Source organism: Nostoc sp. CHAB 5836, from assembly GCF_020829445.1.
GTDB lineage: Bacteria > Cyanobacteriota > Cyanobacteriia > Cyanobacteriales > Nostocaceae > Nostoc.
In genome coordinates, this window is sequence record NZ_JAIVFV010000176.1 from 1 (window position 1) to 13,682 (window position 13,682).

Sequence of the window (13,682 nt, forward strand, 5' to 3'; positions counted from 1 at the left end):
CCCAGGGCTACAACTTGTGCAGGTACGAGGTAAATCAGGGGTTACTCCTTACAAAACACTTCAACACGTAGATGATTATTCCTACTTGCACTTTAATTCTATCATTTTTCACGGTGGTTAAAACCACCCGTGGCGTGTTTCCTCCACTGACTGAAAGTCAAGTGGAGGAAACACGATCCGCGATTTTCTTGTGAGATTATAGGATGCAGCTTAAGCAGCAACAGGTTCCAACAATTTGATGTCAGAGAAGACAAATTCTTGAATAGAAACTCGTCCTGCTGTTTCGGTGCGAATCTCCCGACGATTTAGGATGAAATAGTCATCAACTTTTTCATACTCATCAGTAAATTCGCTTCTATCACCCTTTTGTTCGCCAGTTTTGGGGTCATGGTACACAGAGTCATAAGTATGGGACAGGTAGCCTTCCCCCGTGTTGTGACTAGTAAAAGTGTCAATAGTTACATAAGTACCGTGGATTAGACGGTGAACATGACATACTTCATTGTTGCGGACTTTGTATTTATCGCCCTCAGCCTTACCACCCATTAAAAGCTCAACTGCACCGGTTTCGTCAGTTTTACCATAGCTAAAGGTATTGGCGCTGTGAGTGTCTTCAAAGCTGCGGCGGATGCGGTGAATTGCGATCTCCCATGCTTGACCGTGAATTGCTTTCTGGGCTGGCTCGTCATCTACATCCAAAACTTCGGCTTTGAGATTAGCGTTGATGATAACTTTGCCTGTAAACACTTTATCATCATGCTTAAAGGTAATATTTGCGGTATAACCGGGGAAATTCTTGTCCCAAGTATAGCGGTTTTCATAAGCAGCCCGGAAAAGTTCCTGAGCAGAGAGTTGTGTAACTGTCATGTGCTTCTCCTAGTCGCTACTGTAATTAGCGTTTTGGTTTTATTGGTATTAGCATAGAAGTAATTGTTGAGGCTTGGATAGTCCCCAACTGGGTACACTTATGGCTAATTCTCTTCACGCCGTATTTCATGCGATCGCCAATGTCCAGAATGAGCAAGAATTAAGACTAGCTCTTACGGATCAAATTGGGGAGCATTTTAGCGTGCAAAATTGGGGTATTTATCTCCTAGATGACCAGCCAAGCACTGATATTAATGTTCCAGGCATTCCAGCAGTATGCTTAGAGAGCAATCCAGTGGGGCGCTACGTGGTTGAGCGTCATGCTCCTGCCCATGAGCAGCTATTATTATCACCAGCAGACTGGAAGCATTTTTGTTCGCGTTCAGATCACGAACACGTAATGACAGGGCCTATTGTTTGCGATGGTCGTCTTGTCGGAACGCTTAACTTGGCTCGTGACAAGGGAAATCCGGCCTTTAATGGCAACGATTTAGCTGACCTGAGTGCTTTATGCATTCATTTGTCAGCAAAAATGGCAACTCTACGAACAAAACCCAAAATATCCAATTCGCTTTTAGTAAGTCCTCTAACAGCCCGTGAGTTAGAAATTGCCGAATTGGTGGCGCAAGGGTTAACGAATGCTGAAATTGGGGAAAAACTTTGGATTACGCAAAATTCTGTCAAACAAGCTTTGAAGAGGATGTTTCGGAAGTTGAAGGTTTCGGCGCGTGCAGAAATGGTGGCAAGGCTACAAGATATCCAAGTTTCATAACTAAGTAGGTTGGCGCAATTAAAGTTAACTGCTTAAGGCTGTCATTTGTCATTTGTCATTTGTCATTTGTCATTTGTCATTTGTCATTTCATTTTGGGAGAGAACAAAAAGACCCCCAGCTTCTTAAATAATTGGGGGTTGTCTGCTTCTCGGTAATGATTGAAGAATTTATTGACTCGCTCAGGTTAACAGAGAGTGGCGATTCCTCCTTGACTCCTTGTCCTCTCAATCCGTAGGATGGAATTACTCTCTTCCCACCAGAAGACTTTTTACCAACCGCAAACGCGAGTGCGTCTCGTAAGAGTTGGACACCAAGGAAGGGAGAGAAAAATCAATAGGTAATCTTGTCGGAGGAAGGGAGTAGTTAGGGATCAACTCGTCACCGCCCAAAAATTCATCCCACGCTCCCCGAAGGATGAGACACGGGGCTTGTTTTCGTTTAAGTAAGTTTGTGCGAAAAAACCCAACTATGTTACGAAACGTAAATAGGCTTAAAATCCTTACTAATGACTAATGACCAATGACAAATGACAGTCTTAGCCAGTTAGCTTTAATTGTGCCGACCTACTTAAGCTAAATTAAATAAAAACTTTAGTTTTTGACAGTTTTCTTTTTTGGACAATAGTAATATAAGTCGTGAAGAAAGTCTTTGACAATTAAGACTTGGTTATGATTTAAGTAAGTTCTAGAGAACTTGGTTAGTTTTTTTAATAGGAGAAGTAGGGTGCTTAAGAACCTTCATCAGTTATTATCTCCCCGTCAGTGGGGAATTTCCCTTGCAGGCTTAGGCTTACTTCTCGGTTTGGGCTTTCTAGCCAAGCAGACTCAAGTAGTATCAGTTATAGATTCTCCCTTATCATCGGCTCAGATTCAGAAAACCTCGGAAAACTCACTTTTGTCGCAGCTCAGAAAAGTGCGAGAGCAGAGAAGTCAACTGAATGCGGCTTCTGGAAATAGAGAGGTTTTTGCTGATAAGAGTGGAAAAACAGTATCTACAACCACAGCGCTGGTTCCAGGTACTCAGGAACCCACAAAAAGCACAGGAGTTTTACCAAAAGCAAATTTTCCTGTGAAAAATGGGATTTACCTCTATGGTCAATCCCCAAAACCAAACGAGCTTGGTCAAGGTTATATCATATTTCAAAAGCAGCAGGGCAAGGTAACGGGTGCATTGTATATGCCCCAATCTGAGTTTAATTGTTTTCAGGGTACAATCAACCCATCAGGAGAGTTGGCGATGACCGTTAATGGCTCGTCAAATGAAGCCAGTTCTAATCAGTCGAATCAGGTAGCTACAAGCAATAGACTGCCCAAGGTTAATGAGGATGAGTCCAACTCCTATGCTTACTCGGTGGCTCTGCAAGACTTTTATCGGTTAAATTCCATCAGTGCTAGCGATCGCCGCATACTGCAAATGTGTAAGTAATCTCCAATGCCTTCATGAGTAATAGTGCCTTAGGCTGGTGCTAATTGAACCTATGTCATTGTAATGAATTTTTCACTCATAACTCATAACTTATCACTCATTTTCCGTAGCGATCGCTCTTGGGATATTGCCAATACTTGCCAGTTGTACTGTAAAGGTAGAACCTTCAGATAATTTACTTTTTACAGAAATAGATCCACTACAGCGCAGTAGCAATTGCTGTACAATTGTTAAACCCAACCCAGCACCACCATAGTCTTCAGTTGCTGCTGTGCGCACACGGTAAAAGCGGTCAAAAATTTTGGGAATTTCGTTTTCGGCAATACCGATACCTGTGTCGCGGAATTCTAATAGGACAGAATCGCCTTGAGTACGGGCACGCACCCATACTTGACCCCCATTAGGAGTAAACTTAATACTGTTGTGGAGCAGATTAATCACAATTTGCCTCAGACCACCACTCACGCACCAAACAGATGGAAGTTCACTAGGTATAGTGTAGGCTAACATAATGCCTTTTTCTTGGGCTAGAGGTTGATAGGTACTGACTACTCCAGGCACAATATCTGAGAGACGCACCGACTCCAAAGTTGTCCCATCTAAATTTCGTTCTAGCTGCACCAGTTCCAATAAACCAGTAATCAAGGAATTTTGATGATCGCACTGGGTATTTACCATCTGTAAATAACGTTGTCGCTGGGAGGGTTTGAGATTAGGGGAATTTAATAAAGATAGTGCTGTCTTTATGTGCGTTAGGGGTGTACGCAATTCCTGACATATATTATTTAAATATTCATCTTTTAGTTGTTCTTTGTTGTATAGTTGTTGGTTTTGCTCCTGTAACTTAGTAGTGCGTACTGTGACGATTTGACGATTAATCTCATCTTGTCGCAGGAGTTGTTTTGCCAACAGTTGATTCATCAGTGCAGCTTGAGGCGCAGTTGGACAAATAAAACTAGCAGGTAAAATTGGGGATGATTCTGGCACTATTGCTTTTTGGATACCATCTAATACTTGCTGAATTACTCTCCCCTCAATAGTAGTTATAATCAGCAACGGCTGGTTTTTATGAGTATTTACCTTCCCCGATGTCTGATTTTTGCGTTTCTTAAGTGGTCGGTGAGCCAAAATTAAACTGCAAAACTGGGGCGATAACACCATCAGAAAGTTTTCCCGTCGCAGTTGGGTATCTGGTGGTAAGTGGACGGGGACATGATGGGGGGATGAGGGGGATGAGGGGGATGAGGGGGATGAGGGGGATGACGAGGATCTTACTCCCTCATCCCCCCCTGCTCCCTCATCCCCCCCTGCTCCCTCATCTCCCTCTTTCCCCCTCTCCTGAATCTGGCAAGTATAAATGAAGCTAGACGCACCTACCGAGGATTGATAACGCGCTAATTCTGATTGCCAAATTTTTTCTGGTGGTAGCTTTACCCATAAAGTGGCTGCAATTTGCTGCTCAATTAGTAAGTCAATTTGCGCTCTCACCAGTGATAGCAGAGTAGCAGGACTGAGGGACAATGGTTTCGGAGGCACTTGCACTCCCATAACTAGTTGATAAACAGACAGATCCTTAGCCAGAGAAACGTTCATGGGTCAAGCACAAAAAGGATGAAGCAACAAGTAATTCTGTCTTCGATTTTCACCTTTCTGTGTGCATTTTTTACAAAATCCCCACGGAAAGAAACATTAACTTTGAGACTCTCAGTTCTAAAGAGACGGAAATTCTTAAAACATCGCTATTTTACAGCAATTTTCAGGTAAATAGACCACACGGTAGGGGCACAAGGCCTTGCCCATTGGTGTCAACTTCAGTCATCAAGCTCATTCCACAGTCATTTTACCCCACCCCTCAATCCCCTCCCCGTTCACGGGGAGGGGAGGTTTTGGCTTTAGACAAAACCGGGGTGGGGTGAGGGAATCGACAAATAAATTGAGATAATTTATTTTTTGCAAGTCCCTATGTTCAGTCTTTCGTGTAAAGCGTCGCGTGCGTGTTCTCGGTCGTCAAAATGGATTTTTTCGGTACCGAGAATTTGATAGTCTTCGTGACCTTTACCAGCAAGTAATACTCCATCACCGGGTTGTGCTTGTAAAATGGCGGTACGAATTGCGATCGCTCGATCGCAAATTACAGTTGGCTGCACTGTGTCCGCAATTCCCGCCAAAATATCTTGCAAAATCCTCTCTGGGTCTTCAGTCCGGGGATTATCTGATGTCACCACTGCCACATCAGCTAACTCAGCAGCGATTTTACCCATTTTTGGGCGCTTAGTGCGATCGCGATCGCCACCACAACCAAACACGCAAATCAGTTTCCCAGGTATAAACGGACGTGCAGCTTTCAGCAAATTTTCCAAGCTATCGGGTGTGTGAGCATAATCCACAATCACACTAATATCTTGGTCAGCATCAATTTGTACCCGTTCCATCCTTCCTGGAACTCCCGGAAACTCAGGTATCACAGATGCCACTAACTGTAAATCTAGCCCTAAATGCAAAACTGCTCCTACGGCTGCGAGAAGATTTTCTAAATTATATTGTCCCACTAGGGGCGATCGAAAAGCTACGTTACCTTTTGGTGTATGTAATGTCCCACTGACACCATTGGGCTGGTAACTTAAATCACTCATCCATAAATCGGCGCTGTTGTCGTTGACACTGTAACTCCAAACCCCTTCGGAATCTAACGACGCAATTAACCGCTTCCCATAGGAATCATCAGCATTAATTATTGCCCGTCCCTTGAGATAATTAGGGCTAAATAACAACGCTTTAGCAGCAAAATAATCTTCCATATCGCGGTGATAGTCGAGATGGTCTTGGGTAAGATTACTAAATACTGCCACCTCAAACTCACAACCCAACACTCTACCTTGGGCTAAAGCGTGAGAACTTACTTCCATCACCCCGAATTCACTACCAGCCTTTACAGCCTCTGCTAGCTGCTGTTGCAATTCCACTGCAAAAGGCGTAGTGTGGGCAGCAGTTTGCTCAAAACCTGCCCAACGAGTGTAGAGAGTTCCCATCAAAGCTGTAGCTAAATTAGCTTTAATCAGCAGAAATTCAATTAGATGAGTAGTTGTAGTTTTGCCATTTGTACCAGTCACACCTACCAGCTTGAGTTTTCGCCCCGGATAACCATAAAAAGCACTAGCTATCTGGGCACAAGCTAGAGTTATATTACTTGCACTAATAACCACAGCCTGATTTGTGGGAGGATTTTTTTGGGCAGCTTCCGGAGAAACGATCGCAGCTACAGCCCCAGATGCGATCGCACTTGGCCAAAATTCTCCACCATCAACCCGCGTTCCTGGCATTCCAATAAACAAATCTCCCACACCACAAGCATGAGAATTCGTCTTCAAACCCCTAACTTCCACATCCTCCAAACTAAGATGGTTAGGCAATTGCTCAACACTATCTACCGCCGTTAATAATTCCCGCAATTTCATCTTGTGAACCTCGTCACATTCTTAATCTTGCGCTTATTTTGCATTATTTTTTTCTAATTGGCTAAATACTTCCGCAACATTTGCTCCAACTGCTGCACACTAGCACGAGGAGAAAGACGTGGCAATAATTTCTCACTCCCCTCTGCGTTCTCTGCGTCTCTGTGGTTCGATAAAAAAAGTACCGGCACTTCATACTGATACGCAGCAAACCAATCTTCACGAGTGGTAATATCCCTAATTTCTAACTCGAAACTGAGATTTTGGATTTGTTCTAGCTTTTCTTGCAAGCCTTCGCATAAATGACAGCCGGGTTTACTGTATAAAATTAATCGCATTTGGGTTGTCGCAAGAAGTTATAAGTTTAGAATAACTAACCGCAGAGGCGCAGAGGACGCAGAGAGATGAGAAGAGAAGGGTTTAATGTGGGTCAGTATGTTGATCAAATGGCGTTGGTGTTGGATTTGCAGTTAAGAGATGAGTATCGTGATGGGGTGGTGGCAAATTTTGAGAGAATTAGGGCGATCGCTAATCTGGTAAATTCTTTCCCTCTACCAGAGGATATTGAAGTTGCACCAGCATTTGAACCATAGTTATATTTAATCGTAACTATAGGTATGAATCACACTTTTGTCATAAAGTAAACTAAAGAATTCTAAATATTAATTAACAATGCGATGGTGTTAACTGGTTGAAGCTATACAACGAGTGATTTTTAATGCAGCTAAAAACTGGATGAGATGAAATACACAGAGATTTATTGCAGAAAATGGTAATGATGTGGTAAAAATACTGAGTCTAACAAAAATACGTTAATCGCTTGACCAGAAAGTTATGAGCCGCCTAATAAGCAATTATGCTTGTTAAGTAGTTCAAGGATACCTTAAACTGTCGCCTTTGTGAAAAATTACCAATGGCTAATGTAATAGGAAAAAACATATTTTTGGGGATTGCTAAGACCGTAGCCGCAGGTGCAGCAATCTCTATTGGAATTTCATTTAATGCCGTTAAAGTAGACGCTGCTTCTCTTATCCAAGAAAGTTTATTCTTCGGGCGCGACATTCCTGGAGGCGGGGAGGTTTCTGATGCAGATTTTCAAAGTTTTTTAAATAATGTCATTACCCCACGCTTCCCGGATGGATTAACGGTTTTTGATGCCAATGGACAGTACCTAGACAACTCAGGCACTATTATTCAGGAAAAATTCAAGTACCTCACTATTTTTGTAGAAGATACCCCGCAAAACAAAGCCTTAATCAATGACATTGGTCAGACCTATGTCCAACAGTTCAATCAGGAAAGTGTTCTGCGAGTCTCAGATCCAGAAGTTAACGTTAGTTTCGGTTTGGGCGATCTTTTTAATAACCCCCCCACTAACAAGTTCATCAAAACAGATTTATTTTTTGGGCGCGATATTCCCGGAAACGGAGAAGTTTCTGATACCGATTTTAAAAGGTTTTTAAATAATATCATTACCCCACTTTTCCCAGATGGATTAACGGTTTTCGATGCTAATGGGCAGTACCTAAACAACTCAGGCACGCTGATCAAGGAAAAGTCGAAGAACGTCTTCTTACTTTTTGAAGATACACTGGAGAATGAAGCCTCTATCGATAAAATTGTTAACAAATATACTCAACAATTCAATCAGGAAAGTGTTCTGCAAGTTGCAAATGAAGGGATAAAAGCTAGTTTTGATCCAAGGAATATATTCGATGATCCACCAACTAACGATTTCATCAAAACAGATTTATTCTTTGGGCGTGACATTCCTGGAGACGGGGAAGTTTCTGATACAGATTTTCAAAGATTTTTAAATAATATTGTTACCCCACGTTTCCCAGATGGATTAACGGTTTTCGATGCTAATGGACAGTACCTAGACAATTCAGGCACGCTGATCAAAGAAAAGTCAAAGAACGTCTCCTTACTTTTTGAAGATACGCTGCAAAACAAAATGTCCATCTACGACGTTATTAATAAATATACCCAACAATTCAATCAAGAAAGCGTTCTACAAGTTTCTGATGACAATGTAAATGTTAGCTTCATCACTGCACCGAAACCGATTTCTGTTCCGGAACCAGCCTTTGCTTGGGGTTTAGTTGCATTAGGCGTTTTAGGTGCAGGTTCTACTCTCAAGAAAAAGCTAAGTAGGTCGGCGCAATTAAAGTTAACTGGCTAAGGCTGTCATTCGTCATTTGTCATTAGTAAGAGTTTTAAGCTTATTTACGTTTCGTAACATACTTGAGTTTTTTCGCACCAAGGTACTTAGCAGTTACGCATCGACAAAAGTATGTCACCATTACAGACTGGGTGTTGACAACTGAAGATCAAATATGCGTTGATGAGCCAATAGTCGGGGAGCGTGTGACTCAGGGCAAATGCATATAAACTCTGAATATCTTTTTTAGAAAGCTAAATGCGCTATCTCCAAATATTTCAGCATGAATCTTGACTTAGCCGATGCTGTATCAATAGCTGCTGCTGTGCGTGAAGGTAAAGTTAGCGCGGTGGAAGTTACCAAGGCGGCGATCGCACGAATCGCAGCGCGAGATCATCAACTCAACTGTTTTACGGCTATCACTGCTGAAACAGCTTTGACGGATGCAGTCCGTATTGACAGGGAAATTGCCCAAGGTAATCATCCGGGAATGCTTGCTGGTGTGCCTTTTGCGGTGAAAAATCTCTTCGATATCGCTGGTTTGACGACTCTGGCGGGGTCAAAAATCAATGCAGAAAATTCACCAGCAAGCCTTGATGCAACAGCTATAGTGAAGCTGAAACAAGCGGGTGCTGTGCTAGTTGGCGCTTTGAATATGGATGAGTACGCCTATGGGTTTGTCACGGAAAACTCTCATTACGGTGCTACTCACAACCCCCATGATTTACAGCGAGTTGCTGGTGGTTCATCCGGTGGTTCGGCGGCGGCTGTTGCTGCTGGGTTAGTACCGCTAACGCTGGGTTCTGATACGAATGGTTCAATTCGCGTTCCGGCGGCGTTGTGTGGCGTTTTTGGTTTGAAGCCGACTTATGGAAGGTTATCTCGTGCTGGAGTAGCTTTATTTTCTAGCAGTTTTGACCACATTGGCCCTTTTGCGCGTTCGGTGCAAGATATCGCTACGGTGTTTGATGTGCTTCAGGGAGAAGACGATCGCGATCCAATTTGTACGAAGCGTCCCCCTGAATTATGTTTACCACAACTCAAACAAGATATTTCTGGTATTAGAATTGCGATCGCTGCTGATTATTTTACCAAAGGCGCAGAACTCGAAGCTTTAGCAGCAGTCCAAAAAGTAGCTGATGCAATAGAAGTCACTGAATACGTAACCATACCAGAAGCACACCGCGCCCGTGCAGCAGCCTTTGTGATTACAGCTAGCGAGGGCGCAAATCTGCATTTAGATCAGTTACGTTTGCATCCTGAAGATTTTGATCCAGCAACACGCGATCGCTTTTTGGCTGGGGCGTTAATTCCAAGTAGCTGGTATCTCCAAGCACAACGCTTTAGAAAATGGTACCGCGATCGCCTGAGGGAAGTGTTTCAAAATGTCGATGTAATTCTTGCCCCCACTACACCAATTTCCGCACCGCTAATTGGTCAACAAACCATGATTTTGGATGGGGAAGAAATTCTTGTCCGTCCTCATTTAGGATTATTCACTCAACCATTATCTTTCATTGGTTTACCCGTTTTATCAATACCAATTCAGCGTCCAAATGCCTTACCTTTAGGTGTACAATTGATAGCAGCACCATATAATGAAGGGTTAATTTTACAGGTTGCAGCTGCGTTAGAGCTAAAGGGTGTAGTTTCAGCACCAGTCATTTTCAACGCTCTAAACTAAAGCTATTAAGCTATAATTATGGTCAACCTTTTTATTAATTATGGATATTTCAATAACCATCAACTTACCCGAAAAATTAGTTGAATCTGCCCAACGCCTTGGAGAAGCTACAGCAAGAGAGTTATCAGACGTTTTAGTTGATATCTTGGAAATAGTATTGCCTACCTTTGATAGTCTCTCAGACATGAGCATTGATTCTGAAGTTTGCCATGTTTCAGATCAAGAAGTACTAGAATTAGCTAACTTAAAAATGGATGCATCACAAAACCAACGTTTAGGTGAACTGCAAGCTAAAGGAAAAAATACCGGATTGACGGAACCAGAACGCTATGAACTGTTAGTTTTAATGTCGATTTACCAAATCGGACAATTAAGAAAGTCAGAAGGTTTAGCTGAAGCAGTGAGGCGGGGAATAAAAACTCCTTTATCATCATGAGTTCTCCGTCTGAAATCATCCGCCAAAAAGTTAGACAACGGGCAGAAAATCGCTGTGAATATTGTCTCAGCCACCAAGATTATATTATGGGCAGATTGCAAATTGACCATATACAACCTTTGGCAAAAGGAGGAGTTGATACAGAAGATAATCTGTGTTTAGCTTGTGAATTATGTAATCAATACAAGTGGACACAAACCGAGGGTTTAGATTCTCAATCTGGCAAAACAGTTTCTCTATTTAATCCTCGTCAACAACAGTGGAAAGCACATTTTACTTGGAGTACAGAGGGAACAGAAATTGTCCCTATAACTCCCTGTGGTCGTGCTACAGTCAAAGCTCTCAGATTAAATAATAGTTTGGCTGTTACTGTGCGTAAAAACTGGGTTCAAGCAGGCTGGCATCCGCCAAGTTGATTGCACTTTATTATATGCGGAAATAATACTATACTCCAATACGCTTGGGTTAAGGCTAAAACTCTGAGTAAAAGTCAGTTTTTTTAACGAACCGCCATCGCGTAGCGTCTCCCCTTCTCCCAAAGGGAGAGGCTAGCGCCAAGGGAGAAGGACGCCTTCGCGCAGCGTCTCGTAAGAGTTGGACGCAAAGAGAAGAAAGAAATGCTTAACTGAACTGTATTGTACTATACTCCATCAAAAGCAGCTGGATAAACAACTTTCCCTTTATACTTTTTTTGATAGCTTTGCAGTGGTTTAACCATGAAGACATCCTCTGGTATTGGAAAAGGAGACTCAATTTCATAAACAACAGAAGCCTGAAAGCCAAAACGACTATAGAAGTGGGGATGACCAAGTACAATGACTATGGCTTCTCCCTTTGCCTCTGCTATTTCTAACCCTGCTTTGATTAATGCGCTACCAATACCCTGTCTTTGAAACTGTGGATGAACTGCTAAAGGTGCTAGACCAAGTACTTGTAGTGTTTCTTCACCTACCAAATCAATATAGCTGAATAAAATATGACCAACTACAACATTTTCAACCTCTGCAACCAGAGAAAATTCTGGAATGTATCTGTCAGAATTGCGAATTTTCTCGACAATTTTAGCCTCGTTTTCCTGATCAAAGGCTAATTTATTCACCTCAGCTATTACGGTGTAATCTTCCAGAGTTTCACAACGAATATTCATAATTTAAAAACCAAACTAAATCAAAAATATACAAATATCAATGGTTATCATTCCGGTAATTGATTTAACTGACTTCACCAATGGCAATGCAGCAAATCGCCAAGCTTTTGTAAAAAAAATCTATCAAGCTTGTCATGAAATTGGCTTCATGTACTTGCAAAATTCGGGAATATCAAAAGACCTAATTAAGCAAGTATTTACTCTGAGTAAATCTTTCTTCAATTTACCTTTAGAAGTTAAGCAAAAGCAACCTTGGAATGATGAATTTAATAATACAGGATACGTTGAGATTGAGAGAGAACGTCTTGACCCCAATAAAACCAATTCGCAATTCGCAATTCGCAATTCGCAATTAAACTCAGCCACCCACAAGGGGTGGGGTTTTTACCTACCTTGAGATACAAGGATTTTTTCGCCCACAAGGGGCGAGGTTTTGAACCTTTACTTTTTCGATAAACCAGGCGACTTGAAAGAGGCGTTTAATCTAAACAAACAAGCGGCTATAGAGATAGATACTTCTATTGTCGCCTTTTATGATAGTTGCACAGAACTGGCTAACACAATATTACAAGCATTTGCGTTGGCGTTGGAATTGGCAGAAGATTTTTTTACTATCAGACATAATCAACAAAATCATACCTTGCGTAGGCGTAGCCCGTCGTAGACATCGCTCCATTATCCGCCATTACAAACACCACCGAAACCCGGACAAGTACGTGCTGGTGAACATTCCGATTATGGTAGTATTGCCTTACTTTTCCAAGATGACGTTGGCGGGTTGGAAGTGCAGACAGCATCTGGAGAGTGGATTGCCGCGCCTACAATTGCTGATACAGTAATAGTCAATACTGGCGATTTAATGCAACGGTGGACAAATCATCTGTTTTGCTCAACCAAGCATCGAGTAATGATTCCCAATGATGACAGGATGAATCAGTCGCGGTATTCTATGGCTTTTTTCTGTCATCCTAATGATGATACAGAAATAGCTTGTCTGGAAAGTTGTCAGAAAGAACAATCGCCTATTTATCCGCCTATCCTGGCGGGTGAATATCTTTTACAACGTTTGCAAGCAACTTATGGTAATTCGTAATTCGTAATTAACTGGAGTTTAGACTAGATGTGGGTGGAATTCAGTTTCAAGATGGTACTATCCGCATTGGTCAAATTAGCCGGGCGATCGCTTTGGGAAAATCCATGAGTGCAATGCCTACTTGGGCTAGGCCATCGCGTTCTTGTCCCTTGGGTCGAGGAACGAAACCTTACAAATCACCATTATAATATTACCAAGAAAGTCAATCACTCAACCCATGCAATACGAAGCCCTCTATGAAAATGGCGAAATAACGTGGTTAACCGAAAAACCCCATCTTAAGTCCGCTCGAATTATGATCTCAATTCTAGAAGAGATCCCACCCCAAACTGAAAAACGTCGTCAACCTTCACCCTTGATTGCTGGTAAGGGAAAAACATTAGGAGACTTGGTAAATTCTCTTGTTAATGACCAAGATTGGGAATGTCTGAAATAATTATCCTAGATACTCATATCTGGATTTGGTATATTAATCGAGAATTAGATCAATTTCCAACTTCATGGTTAGAAATAATAACCCAAGTTGCTAGTTACTCTTATGGGCGATCGCTTCGGGGTGTGTTAAGCAATAAAATGCCCTCCAAGAAGAAAATTAGGAGGGCTGTATGCTAAACGAAATAATTGCCGTATATGCTATCACA

Annotated in this window: 15 protein-coding genes and 1 pseudogene; 11 read left to right on the forward strand and 5 right to left on the reverse strand. The window is 42.1% G+C overall.

From position 1 onward, the window contains the following. Positions 1–210: 210 nt before the first annotated feature. A complete protein-coding gene (locus tag LC605_RS25935; protein WP_229550373.1) occupies positions 211–867 on the reverse strand; it encodes a DUF3386 domain-containing protein in 657 nt (218 codons plus the stop codon). 100 nt (positions 868–967) lie between these two features. On the opposite strand from LC605_RS25935, the gene LC605_RS25940 reads away from it, so the two are divergent. Then, positions 968–1,639 carry a LuxR C-terminal-related transcriptional regulator gene (locus tag LC605_RS25940; RefSeq protein WP_229550374.1) on the forward strand — a complete coding sequence of 224 codons (672 nt, stop codon included), beginning with the start codon at positions 968–970 and terminating at the stop codon, positions 1,637–1,639. Between the two features lie 724 nt (positions 1,640–2,363). Continuing rightward, on the forward strand, positions 2,364–3,065 hold the full coding sequence (locus LC605_RS25945) for a hypothetical protein (protein ID WP_229550375.1): 702 nt from the start codon (positions 2,364–2,366) through the stop codon (positions 3,063–3,065). A 93-nt stretch (positions 3,066–3,158) separates the two neighbouring features. Here the strand turns inward: LC605_RS25945 and LC605_RS25950 are convergent, their stop codons facing one another. The 3 genes from LC605_RS25950 to LC605_RS25960 form a co-directional block, all read right to left on the reverse strand. After that, positions 3,159–4,658, reverse strand: a complete 1,500-nt coding sequence (locus LC605_RS25950; protein ID WP_229550376.1) for a DICT sensory domain-containing protein — start codon at positions 4,656–4,658, stop codon at positions 3,159–3,161. A gap of 350 nt (positions 4,659–5,008) precedes the next feature. Then, positions 5,009–6,520: a UDP-N-acetylmuramoyl-L-alanyl-D-glutamate--2,6-diaminopimelate ligase gene (locus LC605_RS25955; protein ID WP_229550377.1), complete on the reverse strand. Its 1,512-nt coding sequence runs from the start codon at positions 6,518–6,520 to the stop codon at positions 5,009–5,011. Positions 6,521–6,573: 53 nt separating this feature from the next. Next, positions 6,574–6,855 carry a glutaredoxin family protein gene (locus LC605_RS25960; RefSeq protein WP_229550378.1) on the reverse strand — a complete coding sequence of 94 codons (282 nt, stop codon included), beginning with the start codon at positions 6,853–6,855 and terminating at the stop codon, positions 6,574–6,576. Between the two features lie 66 nt (positions 6,856–6,921). On the opposite strand from LC605_RS25960, the gene LC605_RS25965 reads away from it, so the two are divergent. The 5 genes from LC605_RS25965 (at position 6,922) to LC605_RS25985 (ending at position 11,217) form a co-directional block, all read left to right on the forward strand. Beyond that, positions 6,922–7,110 (forward strand): DUF4089 domain-containing protein, encoded by a 189-nt coding sequence (locus LC605_RS25965; RefSeq protein WP_229550379.1) that lies wholly within the window; start codon positions 6,922–6,924, stop codon positions 7,108–7,110. A 320-nt stretch (positions 7,111–7,430) separates the two neighbouring features. Then, positions 7,431–8,702: a DUF3574 domain-containing protein gene (locus LC605_RS25970; protein WP_229550380.1), complete on the forward strand. Its 1,272-nt coding sequence runs from the start codon at positions 7,431–7,433 to the stop codon at positions 8,700–8,702. A 262-nt stretch (positions 8,703–8,964) separates the two neighbouring features. After that, a complete protein-coding gene (locus LC605_RS25975; protein WP_229550381.1) occupies positions 8,965–10,365 on the forward strand; it encodes an AtzE family amidohydrolase in 1,401 nt (466 codons plus the stop codon). 40 nt (positions 10,366–10,405) lie between these two features. Continuing rightward, the gene (locus LC605_RS25980; protein WP_229550382.1) at positions 10,406–10,801 is read left to right on the forward strand and encodes a hypothetical protein; all 396 of its coding nucleotides are present in this window, start codon (positions 10,406–10,408) and stop codon (positions 10,799–10,801) included. After that, the gene (locus LC605_RS25985) at positions 10,798–11,217 is read left to right on the forward strand and encodes an HNH endonuclease (RefSeq protein WP_229550383.1); all 420 of its coding nucleotides are present in this window, start codon (positions 10,798–10,800) and stop codon (positions 11,215–11,217) included. The genes LC605_RS25980 and LC605_RS25985 overlap by 4 nt, the downstream gene beginning before the upstream one ends. Before the next feature lie 224 nt (positions 11,218–11,441). Here the strand turns inward: LC605_RS25985 and LC605_RS25990 are convergent, their stop codons facing one another. Continuing rightward, positions 11,442–11,948, reverse strand: a complete 507-nt coding sequence (locus tag LC605_RS25990) for a GNAT family N-acetyltransferase (RefSeq protein WP_229550384.1) — start codon at positions 11,946–11,948, stop codon at positions 11,442–11,444. Between the two features lie 40 nt (positions 11,949–11,988). Here LC605_RS25990 and LC605_RS25995 point away from each other — a divergent pair. From LC605_RS25995 to LC605_RS26010, 4 genes and pseudogenes are all read left to right on the forward strand, one after another. Then, positions 11,989–13,041, forward strand: a pseudogene (locus LC605_RS25995) (isopenicillin N synthase family dioxygenase). Between the two features lie 29 nt (positions 13,042–13,070). Continuing rightward, complete coding sequence (locus LC605_RS26000; protein WP_229550385.1) at positions 13,071–13,229, forward strand: hypothetical protein; 159 nt, start codon at positions 13,071–13,073, stop codon at positions 13,227–13,229. A gap of 29 nt (positions 13,230–13,258) precedes the next feature. Beyond that, complete coding sequence (locus tag LC605_RS26005; protein WP_229550386.1) at positions 13,259–13,477, forward strand: hypothetical protein; 219 nt, start codon at positions 13,259–13,261, stop codon at positions 13,475–13,477. Next, positions 13,465–13,653, forward strand: a complete 189-nt coding sequence (locus LC605_RS26010; protein WP_229550387.1) for a hypothetical protein — start codon at positions 13,465–13,467, stop codon at positions 13,651–13,653. The genes LC605_RS26005 and LC605_RS26010 overlap by 13 nt, the downstream gene beginning before the upstream one ends. Positions 13,654–13,682: the final 29 nt, after the last annotated feature.

Coding starts and splice junctions, on each gene's coding strand:
- LC605_RS25935 (WP_229550373.1), bottom strand. CDS start 867: ATGACAGTTACACAACTCTCTGCTCAGGAACTTTTCCGGGCTGCTTAT.
- LC605_RS25940 (WP_229550374.1), top strand. CDS start 968: ATGGCTAATTCTCTTCACGCCGTATTTCATGCGATCGCCAATGTCCAG.
- LC605_RS25950 (WP_229550376.1), bottom strand. CDS start 4,658: ATGAACGTTTCTCTGGCTAAGGATCTGTCTGTTTATCAACTAGTTATG.
- LC605_RS25955 (WP_229550377.1), bottom strand. CDS start 6,520: ATGAAATTGCGGGAATTATTAACGGCGGTAGATAGTGTTGAGCAATTG.
- LC605_RS25960 (WP_229550378.1), bottom strand. CDS start 6,855: ATGCGATTAATTTTATACAGTAAACCCGGCTGTCATTTATGCGAAGGC.
- LC605_RS25965 (WP_229550379.1), top strand. CDS start 6,922: ATGAGAAGAGAAGGGTTTAATGTGGGTCAGTATGTTGATCAAATGGCG.
- LC605_RS25970 (WP_229550380.1), top strand. CDS start 7,431: ATGGCTAATGTAATAGGAAAAAACATATTTTTGGGGATTGCTAAGACC.
- LC605_RS25975 (WP_229550381.1), top strand. CDS start 8,965: ATGAATCTTGACTTAGCCGATGCTGTATCAATAGCTGCTGCTGTGCGT.
- LC605_RS25980 (WP_229550382.1), top strand. CDS start 10,406: ATGGATATTTCAATAACCATCAACTTACCCGAAAAATTAGTTGAATCT.
- LC605_RS25985 (WP_229550383.1), top strand. CDS start 10,798: ATGAGTTCTCCGTCTGAAATCATCCGCCAAAAAGTTAGACAACGGGCA.
- LC605_RS25990 (WP_229550384.1), bottom strand. CDS start 11,948: ATGAATATTCGTTGTGAAACTCTGGAAGATTACACCGTAATAGCTGAG.
- LC605_RS26005 (WP_229550386.1), top strand. CDS start 13,259: ATGCAATACGAAGCCCTCTATGAAAATGGCGAAATAACGTGGTTAACC.
- LC605_RS26010 (WP_229550387.1), top strand. CDS start 13,465: ATGTCTGAAATAATTATCCTAGATACTCATATCTGGATTTGGTATATT.